Below are 22,013 nucleotides of genomic sequence, written 5' to 3' on the forward strand. Positions count from 1 at the left end.
GGCCCCAGACCCGGAGACTTCCGGTCGGGCTGAAACAATGGGGGCCGGACATCTCGATCCGCCCCGGTCAGGAGACAGGCGCGCCGTGCGGATACTCTATATCGAGGATAACCAGAAACTGGCACAGAATACCGCCGCCCTCCTGCGCCAAAGCGATTTCGTGGTTGATTGCGTCACGACGGCGGCCGATGCGCTCCATGCCGTCGCCAGCTTCGAATACGATGCCGCTATCCTCGATCTTGGCCTGCCCGATACGGATGGCATGGCGCTCCTTGATCGGCTGCGCGGGCAAGGCCCACAGATACCTGTGTTGATCTGCACTGCACGCGATACACTGGAAGACCGTATCGCAGGTCTCAACGGCGGTTCGGACGACTACTTGGTCAAACCTTTCGCCGTCGAGGAATTGATCGCCCGCCTCAGGGCCATCCTGCGCCGCCCGGGCGGTGCTCTCGGGCTCCACCTTCGGGCTGGCAACCTGACCCTTGATACCGTGGCACGGGACGTCAGGATCGACGGCAAACAGATCAAGCTGTCACGCCGTGAACTGGACCTTCTCGAAGTTTTCCTAAGGCGCAAAGGCCGGGTTCTGTCGCGCAGCGCAATTGCCGATGCGCTCTATGGCTTCAACGACGAACCGACACCGAACGCCATCGAGGTCGCCGCCCACAGGCTTCGCAAGAAACTCGCCGATCTCGGGGCCTCCCTGAAAATCGAAACCCTCCGCGGCATCGGGTACGTTCTGGAGGACGACGGAACGTGACACCCGTTTTGACACGGATTTTCGGGGATCGCGGCTCGTTGCTCCGGTCGATTGTCGTGAATGTTTCACTGGCACTTCTGGGCTGCGTGATACTGGCCACATCCATCATTGCCTGGGAATTCTACGAACACCTACAGGAACGGACCGCCCTGGATTTACGTCAGGAGGCGCAAGAGATCGCACAGCAGATCCGCACCGACGCCCCTGACCTCGGCCTCACATCCGGCGCCCTGCGGTTTCGCGGAGACAAGGGCGTTTACCGTTACACGGTCTTCGATCGCGACATGACACCGGTTGTCGGCGGGGAACTGGCAGAGATGCCAAAAGACGCGCGTCAACGGCTGCTGTCTCAAGCCACGTCCGCCCCCCTGAAGCTTGGCGACAATCGCATGGCCCTGACGGTTCAGGGGCCCGAGGATACGACCGTGCTGGTGTCCACCGAAACACCCAAATCCGGTTGGGGGCAGGTCAAAAGTCTACTCTACGAACTCGGCGAGCAAGTCGCATGGCTGGCCTTCGGGGCCGTCATCCTTATGGCCGCGGCCATCGCAACGGCCCGTCGCATCCAAGCCCCCCTGCGCAAGACCGCCGAACAATTGAAAGCGGTGGCCCCCGGCACCCCTGACATTCGTCTGGGCAAGGCCGACCTGCCAACGGAATTTGCGCCTTTCGTGGCCAGCGTCAACGCCGCCTTGGACCGTTTGGAAGAAGGCTATCAGGCTCAGCGCGATTTTTCTTCGAACGTCGCGCATGAGGTGCGCACACCGCTTGCGGTTCTGCGCTCGACAATCGAACTGGTCGAAAACACCACGCTGCGCAACGACCTTCTGGAAGATCTGGAACGGCTTGACCGGCTGTTCTCGCAATTGATCGAACTGGCCCGCGCCGACGCCGCCGGTGAACGCGCCATGACCACCGTTGATCTTAACCGGATTGCCATTGATCTGGCCGCCGAAGAAAGCCTGCGCGCGCTGCGTCAAAACCGCAGTCTTGCCGTGACAGGCGCCGGGACAGCCCCCGCTATCGGTCATGCCGGCTTGCTGAACGTTGCCCTCGGGAACCTTGTGAGGAACGCATTGGCACATTCGCCGGAAGGCACCGAGATCGAAATCGAGGTGCTCGCCTCGCCGCCCGGCTGGCGTGTCTATGATCGTGGGCCCGGTGTTCCCGATGATATGAAACCCGTCATCTTCGATCGCTTCGAACGCGGCAAAACGAACGCGCATGAAGGGGGCGTGGGCATTGGCCTGTCTATCGTTTGGGCAGTCATGCAGGCGCATGGCGGGCACTGCCGGGTCGAGGACCGCAAGGGGGGCGGTGCGGTTTTCACACTTGAGTTGCCAGAGGCTTAGAGGCGCCCCTCTGGCGATGGCCTGACGCTTGTCCGTCTTCGCCTTCGGCACGTCGCAACTCACGTACGAAACTCCCGTACGTTTTGTACGTTTCGCACCGTGCGCCCGGTTAACCCGCAAGTCTCCCGCAATACATACCGACGTCATACCGACGTCAAACCGACGCGATGCAGAACCGGGTTTTGCTTCTTAACCAAGGGTTTGCCCCCGATTCGTCCAGCCCAGGGGATTTGCCCCCTGCGTCACCACGTCCATCATCGTTTCAAACGCGCCCCTGCACCCCCACATTACCTGACGGCAAGGGGTTCACCCCGCCGCCGCAAGGCGCTAGAACCCCTGCAACCCGAGGCAGGAGCAAAGCATGAGTACCCCGAAACCCGTTGTCCTGTGCATTCTTGATGGCTGGGGCCTGTCGGACACGACCGAGGCCAACGCCCCCGCGCTTGCACAGACACCGAATTTCGACCGGCTCATGCAGACCTGCCCGAATGCCACCCTCATCACCCATGGCCCCGACGTGGGCCTGCCAAGCGGGCAGATGGGCAACTCCGAGGTGGGCCACACCAATATCGGCGCGGGCCGCGTGGTGGCGATGGACCTCGGCCAGATCGACCTTGCGATCGAAGACGGGTCGTTCTTCGAAAACGAGGCCCTGCAAGCCTTTGTTGCGAAACTGAAAAAAACCGGCGGCACCGCGCACTTGATGGGGCTGGTCTCGGACGGCGGGGTGCATGGGCACCTGAACCACATCCTCGCCGCGGCCAAGGCTATCTCGCAGGCGGGCGTGCCCGTGGCGCTGCATGCCATCACCGATGGGCGCGATGTGCTTCCCCGTTCCGCGCGCCCCTTCTTCCAAACCCTTCAGGAAGGCCTGCCCGAGGGCGCTCACGTGGCCACAGTCACCGGCCGCTACTTCGCCATGGACCGCGACAACCGCTGGGACCGCGTGCAGGAGGCCTATGAGGCCATGATCCACGGACAGGGCATCCGCGCCAAGGATACCCACACGGCCGTCACCAACGCCTATGCCCGCTCGGAATCGGATGAATTCATCTCGGCCACGGTGATCGGCGACTACGACGGCGCCAAGGACGGCGACGGGGTCTTCTGCCTCAATTTCCGCGCCGACCGCGCCCGCGAGATTCTCAGCGCCATAGGCGACCCGGATTTCGACGCCTTCGATACAGGCCAACGCCCCGGCTGGGCCGCGCTTCTGGGGATGGTGGAATACTCCGACCGGCACAACCGCTACATGGAAACGGTCTTTCCGGCGCGCGACATCGTCAACACGCTGGGCGAATGGGTCGCGAAACAGGGCAAACGGCAGTTCCACCTCGCCGAAACCGAGAAATACCCACATGTCACCTTCTTCCTGAACGGCGGCAAGGAAGACCCCGAACCGGGCGAGGATCGCTACATGGCCGCCTCCCCCAAGGTCGCCACCTACGACATGCAACCGGAAATGAGCGCCCCCGAAGTGACCGACCATTTCGTCGGCGCCATCGAGGACGGCTACGACCTGATCGTGGTCAACTACGCCAACCCCGACATGGTCGGCCACACCGGCGACCTCAAGGCCGCCATGGCCGCCTGCGAGGCCGTGGACCAAGGGCTTGGCAAGGTGCTGACCGCGCTGGAAAAAGCCGGTGGCGCGATGATCGTCACCGCCGACCACGGCAATTGCGAAACCATGATCGACCCGGAAACCGGCGGGCCGCATACCGCCCATACCCTCAACCCGGTGCCGGTGATCCTCGTGGGCGGGCCAGAGGGGGCAACCCTCCAACCCGGCCGCCTTGCCGACCTCGCGCCGACGCTTCTGCACCTCATGGGCCTGCCGCAACCGCCCGAAATGACTGGCGAGTGCCTGATCGCATGAGGGGGCTGGCCGCGCTTGCAGGGATCCTGATCGCTGGCGCCGTGGCCGCGCAAGACCCCGCGAGCGCACCTGCCCCGGGGGACGCCGCCCGCGCCGCCGCCGAACGCCTGTCCCGCGCGGGCCGGATGCTGGACGAGGCCAAAGGCGCCCGCAACCGCGTGAAAGCCCTGTCGGAAACCGTACACGCCTACGAAGACGGGCTGGAAGCCATGCGTGAAGGTCTGCGCCGGGCCGCCATCCGAGAAGAAACCCTGACCCGCGCATTGCAATCGCGCGAAGATGACGTGGCCCGCCTGCTGGGGGTGCTGATGGCCATGGGCGACACGCCCGCGCCGGTGCTGCTTCTGCACCCGTCCGGCCCCGTGGGCACCGCCCGCTCAGGCATGATCCTGACCGAAGTGACCCCGGCCCTCAACGCCCGCGCCACCGAGTTGCGCGAACGACTGAACGAAGTCGCCATCCTGCGCGGCCTGCAAGAAACCGCCGCCGACACACTGGCCAAGGGCTTGCAAGGCGCACAAAAAGCCCGCACAACCCTGAGCCAGGCGGTGGCCGACCGCACCGACCTGCCGCGCCGCTTCACCGAAGACCCGGTCAAAACCGCGCTGCTGATCGCCTCGACCGAAACCCTCGAAGGCTTTGCCAGCGGCCTCAGCGAAATCGCCGTGGACGAAGCGCCGGGCAGCCTGCCGGGAATCGCGGATCGCAAGGGGCACCTCCCTCTGCCCGTCCAGGGCCGCATCCTGCGCCGCGCGGGCGAACAGGACGCCGCCGGCATCGCCCGGCCCGGCATCGTCATGGCCACACGGCCCCGCGCCCTTGTGACCACACCGGCCCCCGCAACCGTCCGCTATCGTGGACCGCTCCTGGATTACGGAAACGTGATCATCCTCGAACCGCAAGCCGGGATTCTTCTGGTGCTTGCCGGGCTTGACGTGGTCTATGGTGACACCGGACAGGTCCTGCCGGGCGGCAGCCCGGTGGGCCTGATGGGCGGCACGGCCCCCGATGCCGACCTGATTTCATCCGCCTCTCTCCAAGAGACGGGTGCCGAACATAGCGAAACCCTCTATATAGAGGTGCGAGAAAACAACTCACCCGTGGACCCCGCCCAGTGGTTCAAGACAGACGAAGGATAACCGCACCATGAAGAAATTCCTGATGGCCGCCGCCGCCGGTATACTGGCCGGGATCGTCGTGACCACACAGGTGGCCGCCCCCCTGCTGGCGCAGGAAGCCAAACAGCAAACCAATGTCTACGAACAGCTCGATCTTTTCGGCGACATCTTCGAGCGGATTCGCTCGCAATACGTGGAAGAGGTTGACGAGGCCGACCTGATCGAAGCGGCCATCAACGGCATGCTCACGTCGCTTGACCCGCACTCCAGCTACCTCAGCCCGCAAGACGCCGCCGACATGCGCGTGCAAACCCGCGGCGAATTCGGCGGTCTGGGCATCGAGGTCACGCAGGAAGACGGTTTCGTCAAAGTGGTCTCGCCCATCGACGGAACCCCGGCGGATGATGCCGGCGTCGAAGCGGGCGATTTCATCACTCATGTCGATGGCGAAAGTGTTCTCGGCCTGACACTGGACGAAGCGGTTGAAAAGATGCGCGGCCCGGTGGGCAGCGAAATCGTCATCACCGTGGTCCGCGAAGGTGAGGCCGAACCCTTCGACCTGTCGATCATCCGCGACACCATCAAGCTGACGGCGGTGCGGGCCCGCACCGAACAACAAACCGTTGTGCTGCGCGTGACCACTTTCAACGACCAGACCTATGACAACCTTGCCGACGGCCTGAAAGAAGAGTTCGAGGCCGCGGGCGGGGCGGAAAACGTCAATGGCATCGTGCTTGACCTGCGCAACAACCCCGGCGGGCTGCTGACACAGGCCATCAAGGTCTCGGATGCTTTCCTGAATGAAGGTGAAATCGTCTCGACCCGCGGACGCGATCCGCAGGACGGTGAACGCTTCAACGCCACCGAGGGCGACCTGATCGACGGCAAACCCATGGTCGTGCTGATCAACGGCGGCTCGGCCTCGGCCTCGGAAATCGTGGCGGGGGCGCTTCAGGATCACCGCCGCGCGGTGGTCGTGGGCACCAAGAGCTTCGGCAAGGGCTCTGTCCAGACGGTGATGCCGCTGCGGGGCGATGGCGCGATGCGCCTGACGACCTCGCGCTACTACACCCCCTCGGGCCGGTCGATCCAGGCGCTGGGCGTCTCGCCCGACATCGTGGTCGAACAACCCCGCCGGGCGCCGGAAAGCGGAGACGAGGAAGAGGGCACAACGCCCCGCACCCGCTTCGAGGCCGACCTGCGCGGCAGCCTCGACAACGACAGCCTGAGCGAAGACGAGATTCGCCAGATCGAAGAGGAACGCGCCCGTGCCGAGGAGGCCGCCAAGCTGCGTGAAGAGGATTATCAACTGGCCTATGCCATCGACATCCTCAAGGGCCTCACCACGCTGAGCGGCGACGCCGAGTAAGCGTTCAGGTCCTTCTTTTCAACGGCCCGCCCCATCCGGCGGGCCGTTCTTGTTTGGGGGGGTGTGATCTCGGTTTCCGCCTTCGGCGGGAACCTCGGCGCCTGCGGCGGGCGGGGCGCACTGCACGGGCCTTGGTGCGGGTGGCCGGTGTGGGATGCCTCCGGCGGGAGTATTTGGCGAAAGATGAAGACCTGTACCATTGCACCGGCGCGGCACTTGCGGAAGAGTGTCGGCATGGTGCCTGACCGACCCTCCACCCCGCCAGACGTGGCCTCGCCCGCCCGCCGCGCGATCGTTTTGATGCTTTGCGCGCTTGTCATCGGGGGGGCGGCCTCGCTTGCGGCCATCGGTCTGACCGATGCGGTTTTGTGGCTCAACGATGTTCTGCTGATCGCGCCGCGCGCACGGGTGCAATACGAGGATGCCGGGATGCTGGTGCCCGTGGCCACCGTGGCCGTCCCCGCGCTTGGGGGGCTGATCGTGGCGCTGATCTGGAGGTATTTATCGTCGGCAGGCCGGGTCTTGGGGCCGCCAGACGTGATCGAGGCGGTTCAGTTCGAGCGCCCCCTGCCCGACCTGCGCAGCGGCGCGGCCTCGACCCTGGCGGCGATGGTATCGCTCGGGTTCGGGGCCTCGGTGGGGCAATACGGGCCGATGGTTTACCTTGGCGCGATGCTGGGCGGGCTGGTGCGGCGGCTGCGGCTGGGGGTGCCGAACCTGCCGGCGATCGGTGTGGCCTGCGGGGTGGCTGCCGCCATCGCCACGGCCTTCAACGCGCCGGTGGCGGGGCTGGTCTTTGCCCATGAGGTCGTCTTGCGGCATTACTCCACGCAGGCCTTCGCACCGACCACGGTTGCGGCGGTCACCGGCTATGTTCTGGCCAATGTGGTCTTCGAACGGCCCGCCTTGTTTCTGGTGCAGTTCGAAGGCGTGCAACATGGCTATGAGTTCGTGCTTTTCGGGGCCCTTGGCCTGCTGTGTGCCGCGCTGGCCATGGTCTTCATGCGGTTGATCCTGCGGGTGGCGGCCCATGCCGCGCAAAGCCGCCTTCCCGCAGTCCTGCGCCCTGCCGTGGCGGGGATGGCACTTGGCCTGACGGCGCTCTGGCTGCCCGATGTCCTGGGGATCGGCAAGGAGGCGCTGCGCTTTGCCACCATCGAAGGGGCCTTCGGCGCGGGGGAACTGGCGGTGCTGGTCGCGGCCAAGATCACGCTGACCGCGCTTTGCATCGGCTTCGGCTTCGCCGGGGGCGTCTTCAGCCCCGCTCTCCTCATCGGGATCCTCTTCGGCGCGCTGTTCTGGACCGCCGTGGACGGCACCGGGCTCCTGCCCACCTCGGGCATCGCGGTCTATGCCATCTGCGGGATGATGGCCCTGACCAGCCCGGTGATCGGCGCGCCGCTCACCACCATCCTCATCGTCTTCGAACTGACCCGCAACTATGACATTACCATCGCCGCCATGGTCGCCGTGGTCTTTTCCAACCTTATCGCGCACCGGTTCTTTGGCCGCTCGCTGTTCGACGTGCAACTGGCCCGGCGCGGCACCGACCTGTCGGCAGGACGCGACCGGGCACGACTAGAGGCCATGCCCATCACCACCTGCCTGACCACCGACATGATCCGCGCGACAAACAACGAACCACCGGAGATCATCCAGGCCCGCCTCGCCGCCTCACCATGGTCCGAGGCCTATATCACCGACACCGCGGGGCGCTTCCTCGGGGTCCTGCCGCAGGGGGGCCAAACCCTGATACCACCCGCCCTGCACTTCAATGAAGCCACCACCGTGCTCGATGCCATGCAGGCCCTGCGCGGGTTCATCGGCGATGGCATCCCCGTGGTCAACAGCGAAACCGGGGCCCTCATCGGCGTGGTCTCCGAGGCCTCGGTGATCGAAGCCTACCTCGACATCTCCCAATCCCTGAGGCGCGAAGAAAATGCGGTTCTTTAGCGCCCTCCTGATCCTCCTCGCCACGCCCGCACAGGCCGAGGAGCTGACCGTCGTCACATGGGGCGGCGCCTACGAGGCCGCGCAAACCACGGCGATCTTCGCCCCCTTCACGGCACAGACCGGCATCGAGATCACCACCGCCCGCTACGACGGCAGCCTGACCGCCCTCAAGGCCCGCGCAGACGCCGAAGGCTGGGACGTGATCGACATGCTTGAACCCACGGCGATCACCGCCTGCGACGCGGGGCTGCTTGCCCCGCTCGACCATGCCGCCCTCACCAAGGCGCCATCGGATTTCGCGCCGGCAAAACTGCGCCGCTGCTCGCTACCGCAAAACGTCTTTGCCACGGTCATGGCCTATGCCCCCGATGCCTTCCCCGGCATCAAGCCCACCAGCATCGCCGATTTCTTCGACACCGCCCGTTTTCCCGGCAAACGCGCCATCCGCAAAAGCCCCGACGACATCCTCGAATGGGCCCTGCTGGCCGAGGGCGTGCCCCCCGCGCAGGTCTATGACCTGCTCAGCACCGATCGTGGGTTGCGCCTTGCCTTCCGCAAACTCGACCAGATCCGCGATCATATCATCTGGTGGGAGGATGCCGCCGACCCGCCCCGCATTCTGGCCGACGGCCGCGCCAGCATGGCCAGTGGCTACAACGGGCGCTTTTTCGCCGCGCAACAGGCGGGCGACCCGCTCAGCGTGGTCTGGCACGGGCGCATCATCGGGTACGAGGTCTGGGGCATCGCCAAAACCACCGATGCCCCCGAGGCCGCCCGCGCCTTCCTGCGGTTCGCCACCCGGCCCGAGACCATGGCCCGCCTGTCCGAGCGGATTCCATACGGCCCCGCACGGCAAAGCGCCCTGCCCCGCATCGGGCTTCAACCGGGCACCGGCATCCCGATGCGCGACCACCTGCCCAATGCGCCGCAACACGGGCCCACCTATCTTGTCCGCGACAGCCTCTGGCACAGCCACACCACCAACCTGCGGCAACGCCGCTTCGAGGCATGGCTTGCCGATAATGGCAAGGGTGGTTGACCCCGGGCACGGCACACCGCATGTAATGGGCGAATGCTATCCACGAGGCCGCCATGACACCCGAAGAGATCGCCAAACTGCCCTATCGCCCCTGCGTGGGCGTGATGCTTGTGAACACGGCGGGCAAGGTCTTTGCCGGGCAGCGCATCGACAGCGAGGCACCCGCATGGCAAATGCCCCAGGGCGGGGTCGATCCGGGCGAGGACCCGCGCGATGCCGCCCTGCGTGAGCTTTGGGAAGAAACCGGGGTGAAATCCGACCTGGTGACGGTCGAGGCCGAAACCACCGAATGGGTTCCCTATGACTTGCCGCATGACATCGTGCCGCGCATCTGGAAGGGCCGTTTCAAAGGGCAAGAGCAAAAGTGGTTCCTGTTGCGGTTTCACGGGGCTGACAGCGACATCGACATCGAAACCGAGCACCCCGAGTTTTCCCAATGGCGCTGGATTGCCCCCAAGGACCTGCTGGATCAGATCGTGCCGTTCAAACGCGCGGTCTATGACCACGTTCTGACCGAGTTCGAAACGCGGCTCTAGGCGCAGGCCCTAATGGGTCCTGCGCCCAAGGCGGTTGCGCCGTTCGCCGGGGCCGCCGAGTACGGGTCAAAATCGCATGCCCTTCAATTGGCAAGCTCTTGCCGCCCCGCTTTCCTTGCCTGTCGCGCCGTGGCATCCTGACCGTGTCAATTGTCTAAGAGCCTGTTATGAGTAAGACCGCCACCTTCCGCGATCCGCTTTTCCCAAATGGCGATTTTCTCCATCGCCTTCACAACGCAATGACCGCGTTTACCCTAAGCCGTCTGGGCGGGTTGATGTCAAAAGGCCGGTTGCGGCCAGCCGCCGGGCTTGCCGTCCTGTCGCTATGCAGCCTGCCGTTTGCCCCGGCCCACGCGCTCAGTTGCCTGCCCCATGATGTCGCCCGGACCTACGAACAGGCCGCCCAATCCGACGATACCTATATCGTCGTCCATGGCACCCTGACCTTCGATGAGTCGCGTCTGCCAAAAACCGATTGGCAAAACCAGCAGAAGACACCGCCGAACACCCTTATCCCCGCACGGCTCGAAGGTCAGGCGCTGACGCGGAAAGGGTTTGTCGCGCCCTTCACCCGCCCGATCACCTTCAATGTCCAATGCCTCGGGCCATGGTGCGCCAGCGCCGAATCCGGCACGCCCTACCTCGCCTTCCTGCGCAGAACCGATGGGCAATCGGGCGCCGGCACCTCGGGCAGTTCCGATACCGGAAACAGCTATCAACTCGACATCAACGCCTGCGGCGGCATGGGCTTTGCCGAACCGTCCGAACAGGCGCTTGAAACAGTGGTACAATGTTTCCGGGGTGGTCCCTGCAAACCGCAACACCCGCGGCCGTGAAAAACCTTATCGCCGTATCATATCCATGCCCTTTTGCCTCGGTGGTGCCGAATCTTCACATCGCCACGCTGACAGGACAATCTTGCCAAAAGGTAAATCGGGGTGCGCGGTGGCCCGCCCCTTCCGAGTTTCGTACGAAACTTTTTCGCCACCCCCTGATTTTCGTACGAAACTCGGGGGGTAAACGTACGACTCGTACGAAAATTCTCAGCGGCGGCGCAGGTGCCCCAGAACCGTCTGACTGGGATGGCCATCCGCCTTCACACCGATCGACCGCTGGAACGCCTGAATCGCGCCAACCGTGTTCGGCCCGATCAGCCCGTCGATCTTCTCAATGGCAAATCCCTTGCGCTTCAGACGTCGCTGAAGCTCCTTTTTTTCATTGAAACTCAACGGCTTATACCCGCGCGGCCAGCTGGCCTGAATGGGCGGGCCACCCTTGATCCGGTCCGACAGATGGCCCACCCCGATCACGTAGGCATCGGCATTGTTGTAGCGTTCGATCACCCGGAAATTATCGAACACCATAAACGCCGGTCCCCGCGTTCCCGCCGGAAGCATGATCGACGCCGACCCAAAATCTCGTATGGGTTTACCATGCATACCCACAACACCTTGTGTCGCCCAGTAAGACGGCATTGCCGTGTTGCTCCGCTTCGCACGCCCCGGACTGAACCCCCGGGGCACTTTCACCTCCACCCCCCAAGGCTGCCCCTTGGTCCAGCCAAAGCGTTTCAGATAAGCCGCCGTCGAGGCCAGGGCATCCGTCGGGTCATCCGACCAGATGTCGCGTTTTCCATCGCCGGTGAAATCCACAGCATAGGCTTCATAGGATGTCGGGATAAACTGCGTGTGGCCCATGGCCCCGGCCCATGACCCTTTCATATTGCCCGGCGTCACATCCCCGGCTTGCAAAATCTTCAATGCCGCAACCAATTGAGATTCAAAGAATTTTCCGCGTCTTCCGTCAAAGGCCAAGGTCGCCAGGGACTCGATCACCGGCAAGGTACCGCGCCTGTCGCCATAGGAGCTTTCCATCCCCCACACCGCCAGCACCACCTCCTTCTCGACACCATAGCGTCGCTCGATCGCGTTCAAGGCCCGGCTATAACGGCGCAGCATCCGTTGCCCGTCCTGCACCCGTTTGGGGTTGGCCGCACTATCGAGGTAATCCCATATCTGCTTGGTGAATTCCGATTGGTTACGATCCTTCTGGATCACGCTTGTGTTGTACCGCACCCCACGAAAAGCCTGGTCGAACACTCGTGAACTGATACCTTGCGCACGTGCCCGACCGCGGAACCCGTCGATCCACCGTTGAAAGGCACTATTCGAGGTGGAAACCTGTATCACGTTGGAAGAATTGGATAAATCCGCAGGACGGGCCACTGGCCGCAAACTGCTGACCGGTGTGTCGATGACCATGACCGCCGCTTCGCTGATCAAGCCCGATCCCGGTCTGGCCTGTGGTCGCAAGGAGGTTTCAACCGGCGCCGCATGCGCCACTGCTACGGACAACATGGCCACGATCGCGGACCAGACACCACCATTTTTCATTGCTCGACCCCTTTGTTTCTGGGTTTTGAGCTATGGTAGCGCGATTAACCTAGAATCGAAAGACAACTTACCGACCGCCGCGAAACATCGCCGACAAACCTAACGCCTGCTGCGTTTGACCTTGCGCTTGACCTTATCCGCCTTGCGCTTGGCCTTTGCCTGCTTGCGCCGGGGCGGCTTGCCCCGCCCCTTGACCGGGCCACGCGGCATCTTCTCGCCTTCGATGCTGATCAGTTCAAGCGCGATACCGCCCGTCACCGGCGCCGCCTCTGACAATTTAACCGTCACCCGTTGACCCAATTGGATGGTCAGGCCAGTATCGGCCCCCATCAGGGTCCCGGCGTCGCGGTCGAAATGGAAATACTCACGGCCCAAGGACCGCACCGGAATCAAACCATCGGCCCCGGTTTCATCCAGCTTCACAAAGGCCCCGAACTTGGCGATGCCATTGATCCGCCCGGAAAATTCCTCGCCCACGCGTTCCGACAGGAAGGCGGCAAGGTAGCGATCAGTGGTATCCCGCTCGGCGGTCATAGAGCGGCGTTCGGTATCGGAAATATGCTGCGCCGTGGTTTCCAGTTTGTCGATGTCTTGAGGACGCAGGCCATCGTCGCCCCACCCATGTGCCGTAATCAGCGCCCGGTGCACCACCAGATCCGCATAGCGCCGAATTGGAGAGGTGAAATGCGCATATGCCTGCAAGGCAAGGCCGAAATGGCCGAAATTGCTGGGCGCGTAATAGGCCTGCGTCATCGACCGCAAGGTCGACATGTTGATCACTTCGGAATGATCGGTGTCCTCGGCGGCCTCCAGCAGCGCATTGAGATGCGCCGTTTTCAGAACCTGCCCTTTGGCCAGCGTCAGACCGGCAGATTCGGCCACATCGCGCAGGGTGTCCAGCTTCTCAGGCGAAGGTTCTTCATGCACCCGGAACAGTAGCGGCGATTTCTTGGCGATCAGGGTTTCGGCGGCGGCCACATTGGCCAGCACCATGAATTCCTCGATCAGCTTATGGGCATCCAAGCGGTCGGCGAAATTCACCGATAAAACCTTGCCTTCCTCGCTCAATACAACCTTGCGTTCCGGCAAGTCGAGGTTCAGCGGCTGCCGCCGTGCACGCGCCTTTTCAAGTGCGGCATAGGCGCCGTAAAGTGGGCGGATCACATCCTCCATCAGCGGGCCGCATTGGTCATCCGGCTGCCCATCAATGGCCGCCTGCACCTGCTGATAATTCAGTGAAGCGGCCGAGCGCATCAGCCCCCGCACAAATCGGTGCCCCACCTTTTCACCATTGGGTGCAATCTGCATCCGCACGGCGATACAGGCGCGCGGCACCCCTTCGTGCAGAGAACACAGGTCGCCCGATAACCGATCCGGAAGCATCGGCACCACGCGGTCGGGGAAATAGCTGGAATTGCCGCGCTTGCGGGCCTCACCATCCAGCGCGCTGCCCGGCGTCACGTAATGCGCCACATCGGCAATCGCGACCCAGATCACATAGCCGCCGTCGTTCTTGGGGTCGTCATCCTCATGCGCCCACACCGCATCGTCATGGTCACGCGCATCGCTTGGGTCGATGGTGACAAGCGGCATATCGCGCATATCCTCGCGCCCCTTAAGGCCTGCGGGTTTCATGCGGTCGGCCTCGGCGATCACCTCGTCGGGGAAATCATCGGGGATGCCGTGTTGGTGAATGGCGATCAGCGACACTGCCTTGGGTTCGGACGGGTCACCCAAGCGCTCGACCACCCGCGCGCGCGGCAGGCCCATCCGGCCCTTGGGGCCGGATTGTTCGGCCTCCACCAACTCGCCATCCTTGGCCCCGCCGGTGGCATCGTCGGGCACCTGCCATTCCTTGCCGTCGCCCTTGTCGATAGGCACGATCCGCCCGCCTTCAGATCGCTTGCGGAATATCCCCAGAACTTTGCGCGGGTTGGCCCCGATCCGGCGAATAAGACGCGCCTCGTAATGGTGGTCCTCGCCCTTTACCTCTTGCAACCGGGCCAAGATACGGTCGCCCTCGCCAAGTGCAGGATCACTGGCACGCAGGATCATCAACACCACAGGCTCCACCCCCTCGCCATGCCATTCCAAGGGCTTGGCCAGAAGCTCCCCGTCATTTGTCATGCCCGACACCTGCAAGACACTCACCGGCGGCAGTTTGTCCGGGTCGCGGTAGGTTTTCTTGCGCTTTTCCAGATGGCCCTCCTCCTCAAGCTCTTTCAGGATACGCTTGAGGTCGATCCGCGCAGCGCCCTTGATGCCAAAGGCCTTGGCGATATCGCGTTTCGAGGTGAGGGTCGGGTTATCCGAAATCCATTGCAGGATCTCGTCTTTGGAGGGCATCTGGCTCATGGCTTTGGCCTAACACGAAAGATGGGCAGGGGCCATTGCCGAAACGCATCACGCGGCCCGGCCGAACAACCCGGCCAAAGCCCGCTTGACCAAGCCGGTGACAGAAGGCCGCTTGCCCCGCGTGAACGGCAAGGGGCGACAAACTTCCATCGCCGCCACACCAACCCGCGCGGTCAGGGCCCCGTTGACCACGCCCTCGCCAAAGCGGCGTGAGATTTTCGACAAGACCCCGCCCCCAGCGACCGAGCCGATCAGGTCATCGCCCACGGCCACGGCGCCCGTGGCCACCAGGTGTGTCATCACCGCCCGGGCCAACCGCCAGCTGCCAAGCGTTCCAGACCGCCCCCCGTAAATCTCGGCAATGCGCCGGATCATCCGCAGGTTTGCCGTGAGCGCCGCGACGACATCGGCCATGGCCAGCGGCACAACGGCGGTAACGGTTGCGACCTGCCGCGCGGCGGCCTCGATCTCACGCGCGGCGGCGGCATCCAAGGGGGCCAGAACCTCTACCTCGGCCAAACCCAGAAGCGCGGAGGCATCGAATTGATCCGCTTGCAAGTCCGACAGTTTATCGCGGCCCCAGCGGGTATCCTCCCGCCCCTTGTAAAGCGCGGTCAGGTCGCGCACCACGGCCCGCGCCTTGCCCAAATCCTCTTCGCCAAGCGCCTCTTCCGCTTGTCGATGCAGGCGGTCAATCCGCGACAGCCGGGAAAAGGCGGCCAGCTCCTTCAGGGCGATCACGATCAGCACCAAAAGGAACGCAGAAATCAAACCGGTTACAGCATAACCCAAAACCGGCGCCCGGGTAATCAATCCGGTCACGAAATCCCACGCCGCCACCGAAACGACCGCCCCCAGAATAGTCAGCAAAAGCCCCCAAAAGAGCCGCGCCAAGCGAGATGGGCGGCGCGCCGCCAAGGTGGCAACCGCCTGCATCGCGCGGCCCTCGGGCGGTACGGGCATCTCCGGGTCAGGCACGGGTGGCGCGCTATCCGGCCCCGGCGCGGCCTCCTTGCCCTCCAGATCAATGAGGATCGGCCCCTTTGTCATGTCAAAGCGCCTCCCGCGCGTACCAGATCATGCGAATATCAGGCAGGTTTTCGTCATTGCCCGCGCCGGTGCCACGGCCCGCCTCGGCAAAGCCTTCGCGCGCATAAAAGGCCCAAGCGCCATGGTTTTGCTGCAAAACATAAAGGTCCAATTGACACGCCTGTGCCTTGGCGTCCTGTAACAACGCCCGGCCTACCCCGCGGCCCCGGGCCTTGGGGTGTACGTAAAGCGCATGAATACGGCTGCCCTCGCGGGCGATGAACCCAACGGGCCACGCCCCATCAAAGGCCACCCGCACCCAACCCCGCCGGATTACCGTGCACATCACGCGTAGATCAGTGAAAGGGGAGCGCACCTTTGGCAACCATGCAGTCCCCCGCGTGAAGGCCCACAGGATCGCCAATAGCCTTGGCACATGGCCGATATGCCCCTGTCCTAGCCTCATAGCTTATCCCCGATCAGGAACTGCGCCGCACGGTCCAGCCGGATATGCGGCGGCCCCTCCCCGGGTTTCAGAGACAGTTTGGCAGGCGCGAAACTCATTACCTCGTAATCGGCGTCCAACCATGTTTCCGCGCCCTCCCGTGCAGGCCCCAACAGGCGCGCGGGGTCTTCGGGCAGATCGCCGGGATAAAACGCCGCCTGCTTGCCACTACTCAACAGCCGCCCACGCACGCAATCCAATGGCGTGCCATCATGATCGATGGTTTCCTCCACCGTAGCCCGAAGTGCGGCCAAGGCCATGGCCTGCGTCTCGGCCCCGGCGAAATCCGCCCGGTCCCGGGCCTCGCGCATCAGGGCATTCATGATCCCCGTAAGGCGGGCGTGCTGGCTGTGATGCAAATGGTCGGCCTTCGTGGCGGCAAACAGGATTTTCTCGACCCGCTGCCCCAGCAACAAACGCGACAGAAAGGCGTTCTTGCCGGGCCGGAACGCGCTCAGGATGTCCGCCATGGCGCGCCGCATATCCTCCACCGCCTGCGGGCCGCTGTGAATGGCGCCAAGCGCATCAACCAGAACCACCTGCCGGTCGATCCGCGCGAAATGATCGCGAAAGAAGGGTTTGACCACCTGCCCCTTATAGGCCTCGAACCGCCGCTCCATTTCCCGCCACAGCGATTTGCGCGGTGGGTTATCTGGCGCGGGCAAAGGTGCAAAAGTGATCGCAGGGGAACCCGCCAAATCGCCGGGAAGCAAGAAACGCCCCGGAGTGCAGTCGTAAAACCCCGCCAGTCGGGCCTCCTGCAAATACTCGGTAAAGCCCTGTGCCAAGCCCTGCGCCACGGGCTCTTCCAGTTTGTCTACCGTATCCGTCGCCTTGGCCTGCGCAAGATAGGCCTCAGCCTGTGGACGCGCGCCGATCCGCTGCAATACATCCTCGGACCACTCGGCATAGGTCTTGTCCAAAAGTGCCAGATCAAGCAACCACTCACCGGGATAATCCACGATATCCAGATGCACTGTGCGCGGGCCGGAAAGCCCGCCAAGCAACCCCGTGGGCTGCACCCGAAGCGACAGACGCAATTCCGACACGGCCCGTGTGCTTTCGGGCCAGCGGGGCGCCTCCCCGGTCAAGGCCGCCAAATGCGCCTCGTAATCGAACCGCGGCACGGTATCGTCTGGCTGTGGTTGCAAGAAGGCCGCACTGATCCGCCCATCGGCGGCAGCCAAAAGCCCGGGCATCCGCCCGCGATCCATCAGGTTGGCTACAAGCGAGGTGATGAAAACCGTCTTGCCCGCGCGGGAAAGGCCCGTCACGCCCAGCCGGATTACCGGCTCGAAAAAGGCTTCCGACAGGGTGTCGGTTACATTCTCAACGCCCCGCGATAGGCCATCAGCGATATCGGTAATGATCAAATGACCTGCCCCTTTGCCCGTCTTGCCAAGAAGATAGCCCCCCGCCCCCCGCGATACCAGAGGGGAGCTTTGGGGGATTGTTCCCCCATCCGGGCCGCGCTATGGCTCGCCCCATGCCCAGATATGCGCTCAAAGTCGAATACCATGGGGCCCCCTTCGCGGGCTGGCAACGGCAGGCCGATCAGCCCTCCGTGCAAGGCGCGATTGAAACGGCGCTCGCCAAGCTGGAACCGCGCGAGCACACCATCGCCGCCGCAGGACGCACCGATGCGGGTGTGCATGCCCTGGCGCAAGTGGCACATTGCGACATGGAGAAAGACTGGTCGCCGTTTCGCCTGTCCGAGGCACTGAATTACCACCTCAAGCCCGCTCCCGTGGCCATCGTCGATTGCGCACAGGTCGAAGATGACTGGCACGCCCGGTTTTCCGCTCTCGAACGGCGCTATTTCTTCCGCCTTCTGATGCGCCGCGCACCTGCCACCCATGACAAGGGCCTGGTCTGGCAAGTGTTACAACGCCTTGATGCGCAAGCCATGCGCGAAGGCGCCGCACACCTCATCGGCCACCACGATTTCACCACCTTCCGCTCGACCATCTGTCAGGCGAAAAGCCCGGTCAAAACCCTCGACGCACTTGACATTTCCGAGGTGCAGGGGCTCGCAGGCCCGGAGCTCCACGTTCACCTGCGCGCCCGCTCCTTCCTGCACAACCAAGTACGCAGCTTTGTCGGCACGTTGGAACGGGTCGGCGCAGGCGCTTGGGCTCCCGCTGAGGTGAAAGACGCTCTGGAGGCCCGCAACCGCGCCGCCTGCGGCCCGGTCTGCCCGCCCCATGGCCTCTATCTCGCCGGCGTCGGCTACCCGGACGATCCCTTCGCCTGAAGCACGAGCGATTTGCCTTTGATCTTGCCTGCAACCACGGCTAAACGAGAAATCAGCGGTCCCGTAGCTCAACTGGATAGAGCAGCTGACTTCTAATCAGCAGGTTCGGGGTTCGAGTCCTCGCGGGATCGCCAGTTTATTTAAATGTCAAAGGGGCATAAGCGTGCGCAAAATGGCAGCTTTTCGTGCGCACCCCTGTCAAGATTTATTTTCAAAATCACGGAGAAATTCTTTCAAGTGTTTGAAAGGCATACAACTTTTGGGACGAGGGGGCGCTAAATATCTTTTCTGGCAAACATGGAGGTTCACACGTTCACGATCCAAAGATGCCACGGCCCCTTCGTTACGCGAGCGCTTTGGACGCCTCCGACCTCAGATAGATCAGCCCAAAATCCTGTCCGTCCGTACTGAATCGGCTCACTCGGAAGCGCGAGAAAAGATTCCTCACAGTGTTGCGATGGTGTCCAGTTTCCTCGGCAAGCGTCGACACCGTAACGAACCGGCGGTGAAAATTTGAGATGTCTTCGGCGCTAAGGCGATATTGAATACGTCCTGTCTTTGGGTTGGTGCATTGCATCGCAGGGATGTGACCCGCCTCGATCAGCGCAATGAAATGTCCATTTCCCCGGAGGCCGACGGATCGGGCGAACTCAGCAGCACTCATTACGCCGGGGACATCCATCTCTTCGGTGCTCTCACCCGTCCAATACTTGGCGGGTAAATCGTCCACCTCACTCTTGGACACGACGATGCCGTGAAAGCCGGGAATGCCCTCCCGTTGCCCTACAGATAGCTGCCCTTCCCGGATCGCCGCGATCAGATCCACAAGACTTATCTTCGTCCGGTTCCGGGCAAGGAGCAAGGTTTCCCAATCGACGGCATCTTCCGCGACTGGATCCGCCATTTTAGCGAGTTCTGTAACAAACTCTGTCCCATCAGAAATCCGCCATGGGCTTTTGACCTTGGCTGCGCGTGTGCGAGGGACCAGCAAGCCTTCCTCCGTCAAAGCCACGAGTTCTCTCTTCGTGGCCCCCATCGCCTTTCGCATGGCGGCGGGCCCGACAAGGGTCGGAATTTCCTTTAATAGCGCAGAGTGCGTCTGTGCATCAAAGACGCGGCGGCTTTGAGTACAATCATCCTGTTGAGCGATGGCCTCGGCCTCAATCAAGAAGGGCTCGACGACCTGAGCACCGACACCGATCTCCTTTGCAGCAGTGGCGACAGAATGCAGGCGGCGCTCGGTGACCACTTCACCAAGCAGCAGCTCACCCGGCGCGATGGGCCAATGATCGAGAATACACTCGCGCAAAATTCGACGGAACGGGGCAAAACTCTCCTCGACCGCGTAATCCCGCGTAAGAGTAGTGTATAGAACGCCAAAGGCCTTGTTGCGTTCGTAATGGTGGCTGATCGCCGCTGTCGCAATCTCGTCAAGGGCCGCTCGAATGGCGGTTTCGCCGTGTCGAGCAACATCGAACCCCGCGGCGTGAGGCGCAAAACGGACATTTGTGTCCTCAGACTGATCCGCTCCGAGCACCGCTTGCCCAAGAAGTCGACAGAACGTCGTTGCTGTGAAAAGTGGCTGCCCATTGAACCACGTGTCGTCTCGACCAGTCTCAAGCCGGCCATCCAACCAGTAATCGTAAGCCGACGGAGGTGTTTCAAGCTTATCAAGACGTCCTGTCAGTATGTCAGTCTCGATCTCACGTAATCGCGCCGCGAAGTCATACCGATCCCGGGGCGTTTCGAATGTCCACAGGGGAACCAAGGGATGATGATGCCGCACACATACATTCGCCTCCCGCATTTGCCAGTCACCGCGCATGACCATCCCGGCTAAGTCTGGCCCATCATGCGCCGCGGAATCTTCACGAAGGCAGACAGGACAGCCCTTGATCTCCGGGTTGCGAAGCGCCCGAGACACTAAGATCTCACCACGAAAATTCATCCGGACGTTCCCAGCCCGACGTCCTGTCCAAGAGAGCATTTCCTCCATCTGTTGTGAATCAAGCACAGCCCAGTCAGCAAGAGCATCGAAAGCTTCAGGCTTTTGGTCCAGAAAACTCTTGAAGGGCGCCCCTATGTCATAGGCAAGATCAGCGACACTGGTTTGCCAGGTCGCCGCAAGACGCGATAAATACGAATATATCGTTTCTCGATGAGCGGGTTGAGGATTGGAGACAGGCAGCATTGACAAGTGACGAAAAGGATCTGGGTTTATGAAAAAGGGTAATGCGGTCCGAAAGGGCTATTCACGGGGCACGCAAATCGGCCAATAGAGTATCGAATGAGTCTTCCTGGTCCGCTCATGACTGATGGCTTTGATCGGAATTGTTCATGACTGTTCTTTGTTACAGACGAACCGCCTGATTTGCAAATTGGATTGGCATCGGGTCGGCTCGGCCTGCTGTCTCCATGAATATGATGACGTGGTCCTTGCATGGTTTCGCGCCAAGAAGCGAATCAAAACTTAAAAACTTACTAAGCTACTGAATAAATGTATTATTTTTGAGCTCTCCATCATCGAAAATTGGGTGAGGAGCGAAATGCACGCCTATTGGACATTGACGATGTCGAATTTGTCCGGCGCGGCCCTCCTGATGAGGCCGCGCTGGACAAATCCTCAACGTCAACCCTGAAGACCTCGAGCAAGAACACCCCCTGACGCGGCCCATAGTGGGGCCGCACACACCAGAGAGGTGATCATGAAACATACTACTGATATCCGTGTCTTGCTTCGACACATAAACCGGGCGAGCGAGTTCCTTCGCTGGCTCCAAGCGGATGGCGATCATCTCATCGCCTCCGCCTATCTTTTGGGCGGGCCGAACTGGGCTCAGCGGGCTCGATCCGTCGTCAAAGCCGCACGAGAAGGGCGCGACCTGTCTGCGCGTCGAGTTGCGCTCAAGGGCTTGCAGCACCTCCTACACCTCGACCTGGTGCAGGATCTCAAAAGCCAGGAAGCACTGTGCTTTGCGCGCTTGCATCCAGATGATCCGCGTGCCGATGTGGCGCGACAGTGCGCCGAGGCGATGAGTCGTGGCGTACGGGCCCTTGAGGCCCTGCGACTTGTCGGCATTAAGGGGTCAGCATGATGGAGAATGAAAGGAAAAACGCGCTCGAAACGGCGCGCACCCTCACCCGGCTTGCCGCACAATGGATGGAACTCATGAAATTCCGGGCACACGCATCGGCTCCGGCTTTTTCACCAAGCATGTCTCACTACCACGATATGCTCGATCCTGCCGCAACCGATTCAGCTCGACTGGCGGCATGCCGGACAATGCGCGAATGCGTTCTGCGTCAGGCCCATAAAGAGGACCTTGATGGGGAAGCCACATATGTCGGCCGTCGGCCCATGGACCCATATCGTCTTCACTGGCGCACGACGCGCGAGGGTGCCACGCTCTTTATGATCGGGCAGCTTCTCGCAACAGCTATAGAGTCCTTCGAGACCGTATAAGGCAA

General features: G+C 62.4%; 18 protein-coding genes and 1 tRNA gene. 13 read left to right on the top strand and 6 right to left on the bottom strand.

Annotated features, from left to right (window positions below):
- Positions 1-85 precede the first annotated feature (85 nt).
- From FDP25_RS05700 to FDP25_RS05740, 9 genes are all read left to right on the top strand, one after another.
- Positions 86-763, top strand: a complete 678-nt coding sequence (locus FDP25_RS05700) for a response regulator (RefSeq protein ID WP_343031966.1) — start codon at positions 86-88, stop codon at positions 761-763.
- Complete coding sequence (locus tag FDP25_RS17380) at positions 760-2,115, top strand: ATP-binding protein (RefSeq protein ID WP_154149775.1); 1,356 nt, start codon at positions 760-762, stop codon at positions 2,113-2,115. The genes FDP25_RS05700 and FDP25_RS17380 overlap by 4 nt, the downstream gene beginning before the upstream one ends.
- Positions 2,116-2,476: 361 nt before the next feature.
- A complete protein-coding gene (gene gpmI / locus FDP25_RS05710) occupies positions 2,477-3,994 on the top strand; it encodes a 2,3-bisphosphoglycerate-independent phosphoglycerate mutase (protein WP_154149777.1) in 1,518 nt (505 codons plus the stop codon).
- Positions 3,991-5,133, top strand: coding sequence for a murein hydrolase activator EnvC family protein (locus tag FDP25_RS05715; RefSeq protein WP_154153163.1), 1,143 nt, complete (start codon positions 3,991-3,993; stop codon positions 5,131-5,133). The genes gpmI and FDP25_RS05715 overlap by 4 nt, the downstream gene beginning before the upstream one ends.
- A 7-nt stretch (positions 5,134-5,140) precedes the next feature.
- Positions 5,141-6,481, top strand: a complete 1,341-nt coding sequence (locus FDP25_RS05720) for a S41 family peptidase (RefSeq protein ID WP_154149779.1) — start codon at positions 5,141-5,143, stop codon at positions 6,479-6,481.
- A 234-nt stretch (positions 6,482-6,715) separates the two neighbouring features.
- Positions 6,716-8,434, top strand: coding sequence for a chloride channel protein (locus FDP25_RS05725; RefSeq protein WP_154149781.1), 1,719 nt, complete (start codon positions 6,716-6,718; stop codon positions 8,432-8,434).
- Positions 8,421-9,473, top strand: a complete 1,053-nt coding sequence (locus FDP25_RS05730; RefSeq protein ID WP_154149783.1) for an ABC transporter substrate-binding protein — start codon at positions 8,421-8,423, stop codon at positions 9,471-9,473. The genes FDP25_RS05725 and FDP25_RS05730 overlap by 14 nt, the downstream gene beginning before the upstream one ends.
- Positions 9,474-9,526: 53 nt before the next feature.
- Positions 9,527-10,009, top strand: a complete 483-nt coding sequence (locus FDP25_RS05735) for an RNA pyrophosphohydrolase (RefSeq protein WP_154149785.1) — start codon at positions 9,527-9,529, stop codon at positions 10,007-10,009.
- 239 nt (positions 10,010-10,248) lie between these two features.
- Positions 10,249-10,845, top strand: coding sequence for a hypothetical protein (locus tag FDP25_RS05740; protein WP_246175770.1), 597 nt, complete (start codon positions 10,249-10,251; stop codon positions 10,843-10,845).
- A 207-nt stretch (positions 10,846-11,052) separates the two neighbouring features.
- Here FDP25_RS05740 and FDP25_RS05745 read toward each other — a convergent pair whose 3' ends face one another.
- The 5 genes from FDP25_RS05745 to FDP25_RS05765 all read right to left on the bottom strand — a co-directional run bounded on the left by FDP25_RS05745 (position 11,053) and on the right by FDP25_RS05765 (position 17,664).
- A complete protein-coding gene (locus FDP25_RS05745; protein WP_154149787.1) occupies positions 11,053-12,402 on the bottom strand; it encodes a lytic murein transglycosylase in 1,350 nt (449 codons plus the stop codon).
- Positions 12,403-12,501: 99 nt separating this feature from the next.
- Complete coding sequence (rnr, locus tag FDP25_RS05750) at positions 12,502-14,757, bottom strand: ribonuclease R (RefSeq protein WP_154149789.1); 2,256 nt, start codon at positions 14,755-14,757, stop codon at positions 12,502-12,504.
- 48 nt (positions 14,758-14,805) lie between these two features.
- Positions 14,806-15,807, bottom strand: coding sequence for a YcjF family protein (locus tag FDP25_RS05755; RefSeq protein ID WP_154149791.1), 1,002 nt, complete (start codon positions 15,805-15,807; stop codon positions 14,806-14,808).
- Between the two features lies 1 nt (position 15,808).
- Positions 15,809-16,252 (bottom strand): GNAT family N-acetyltransferase, encoded by a 444-nt coding sequence (locus tag FDP25_RS05760; protein ID WP_154149793.1) that lies wholly within the window; start codon positions 16,250-16,252, stop codon positions 15,809-15,811.
- On the bottom strand, positions 16,249-17,664 hold the full coding sequence (locus FDP25_RS05765; RefSeq protein WP_154149795.1) for a YcjX family GTP-binding protein: 1,416 nt from the start codon (positions 17,662-17,664) through the stop codon (positions 16,249-16,251). Before FDP25_RS05765 ends, FDP25_RS05760 begins: the two co-directional genes overlap by 4 nt.
- Before the next feature lie 113 nt (positions 17,665-17,777).
- Here FDP25_RS05765 and truA point away from each other — a divergent pair, with 113 nt between their 5' ends.
- Complete coding sequence (truA, locus tag FDP25_RS05770) at positions 17,778-18,545, top strand: tRNA pseudouridine(38-40) synthase TruA (RefSeq protein ID WP_154149797.1); 768 nt, start codon at positions 17,778-17,780, stop codon at positions 18,543-18,545.
- A 57-nt stretch (positions 18,546-18,602) separates the two neighbouring features.
- Positions 18,603-18,679 (top strand) — tRNA-Arg (locus FDP25_RS05775).
- Between the two features lie 209 nt (positions 18,680-18,888).
- Here FDP25_RS05775 and FDP25_RS05780 read toward each other — a convergent pair.
- Positions 18,889-20,736, bottom strand: a complete 1,848-nt coding sequence (locus FDP25_RS05780) for a TniQ family protein (RefSeq protein ID WP_154149799.1) — start codon at positions 20,734-20,736, stop codon at positions 18,889-18,891.
- A 514-nt stretch (positions 20,737-21,250) separates the two neighbouring features.
- Between FDP25_RS05780 and FDP25_RS05785 the strand changes: the two genes are divergently transcribed.
- Together FDP25_RS05785 and FDP25_RS05790 are read left to right on the top strand one after the other, a co-directional pair.
- On the top strand, positions 21,251-21,640 hold the full coding sequence (locus FDP25_RS05785) for a hypothetical protein (RefSeq protein ID WP_154149801.1): 390 nt from the start codon (positions 21,251-21,253) through the stop codon (positions 21,638-21,640).
- Positions 21,637-22,008 (top strand): hypothetical protein, encoded by a 372-nt coding sequence (locus tag FDP25_RS05790; RefSeq protein WP_154149803.1) that lies wholly within the window; start codon positions 21,637-21,639, stop codon positions 22,006-22,008. The genes FDP25_RS05785 and FDP25_RS05790 overlap by 4 nt, the downstream gene beginning before the upstream one ends.
- Positions 22,009-22,013 lie beyond the last annotated feature (5 nt).

The sequence above is a fragment of the Roseovarius bejariae genome, from assembly GCF_009669325.1.
In the GTDB taxonomy this organism is placed as follows: domain Bacteria; phylum Pseudomonadota; class Alphaproteobacteria; order Rhodobacterales; family Rhodobacteraceae; genus Roseovarius; species Roseovarius bejariae.

Coding starts and splice junctions, on each gene's coding strand:
- gpmI (WP_154149777.1), top strand. CDS start 2,477: ATGAGTACCCCGAAACCCGTTGTCCTGTGCATTCTTGATGGCTGGGGC.
- FDP25_RS05715 (WP_154153163.1), top strand. CDS start 3,991: ATGAGGGGGCTGGCCGCGCTTGCAGGGATCCTGATCGCTGGCGCCGTG.
- FDP25_RS05720 (WP_154149779.1), top strand. CDS start 5,141: ATGAAGAAATTCCTGATGGCCGCCGCCGCCGGTATACTGGCCGGGATC.
- FDP25_RS05725 (WP_154149781.1), top strand. CDS start 6,716: ATGGTGCCTGACCGACCCTCCACCCCGCCAGACGTGGCCTCGCCCGCC.
- FDP25_RS05730 (WP_154149783.1), top strand. CDS start 8,421: ATGCGGTTCTTTAGCGCCCTCCTGATCCTCCTCGCCACGCCCGCACAG.
- FDP25_RS05735 (WP_154149785.1), top strand. CDS start 9,527: ATGACACCCGAAGAGATCGCCAAACTGCCCTATCGCCCCTGCGTGGGC.
- FDP25_RS05740 (WP_246175770.1), top strand. CDS start 10,249: ATGACCGCGTTTACCCTAAGCCGTCTGGGCGGGTTGATGTCAAAAGGC.
- FDP25_RS05745 (WP_154149787.1), bottom strand. CDS start 12,402: ATGAAAAATGGTGGTGTCTGGTCCGCGATCGTGGCCATGTTGTCCGTA.
- rnr (WP_154149789.1), bottom strand. CDS start 14,757: ATGAGCCAGATGCCCTCCAAAGACGAGATCCTGCAATGGATTTCGGAT.
- FDP25_RS05755 (WP_154149791.1), bottom strand. CDS start 15,807: ATGACAAAGGGGCCGATCCTCATTGATCTGGAGGGCAAGGAGGCCGCG.
- FDP25_RS05760 (WP_154149793.1), bottom strand. CDS start 16,252: ATGAGGCTAGGACAGGGGCATATCGGCCATGTGCCAAGGCTATTGGCG.
- truA (WP_154149797.1), top strand. CDS start 17,778: ATGCCCAGATATGCGCTCAAAGTCGAATACCATGGGGCCCCCTTCGCG.
- FDP25_RS05780 (WP_154149799.1), bottom strand. CDS start 20,736: ATGCTGCCTGTCTCCAATCCTCAACCCGCTCATCGAGAAACGATATAT.
- FDP25_RS05785 (WP_154149801.1), top strand. CDS start 21,251: ATGAAACATACTACTGATATCCGTGTCTTGCTTCGACACATAAACCGG.
- FDP25_RS05790 (WP_154149803.1), top strand. CDS start 21,637: ATGATGGAGAATGAAAGGAAAAACGCGCTCGAAACGGCGCGCACCCTC.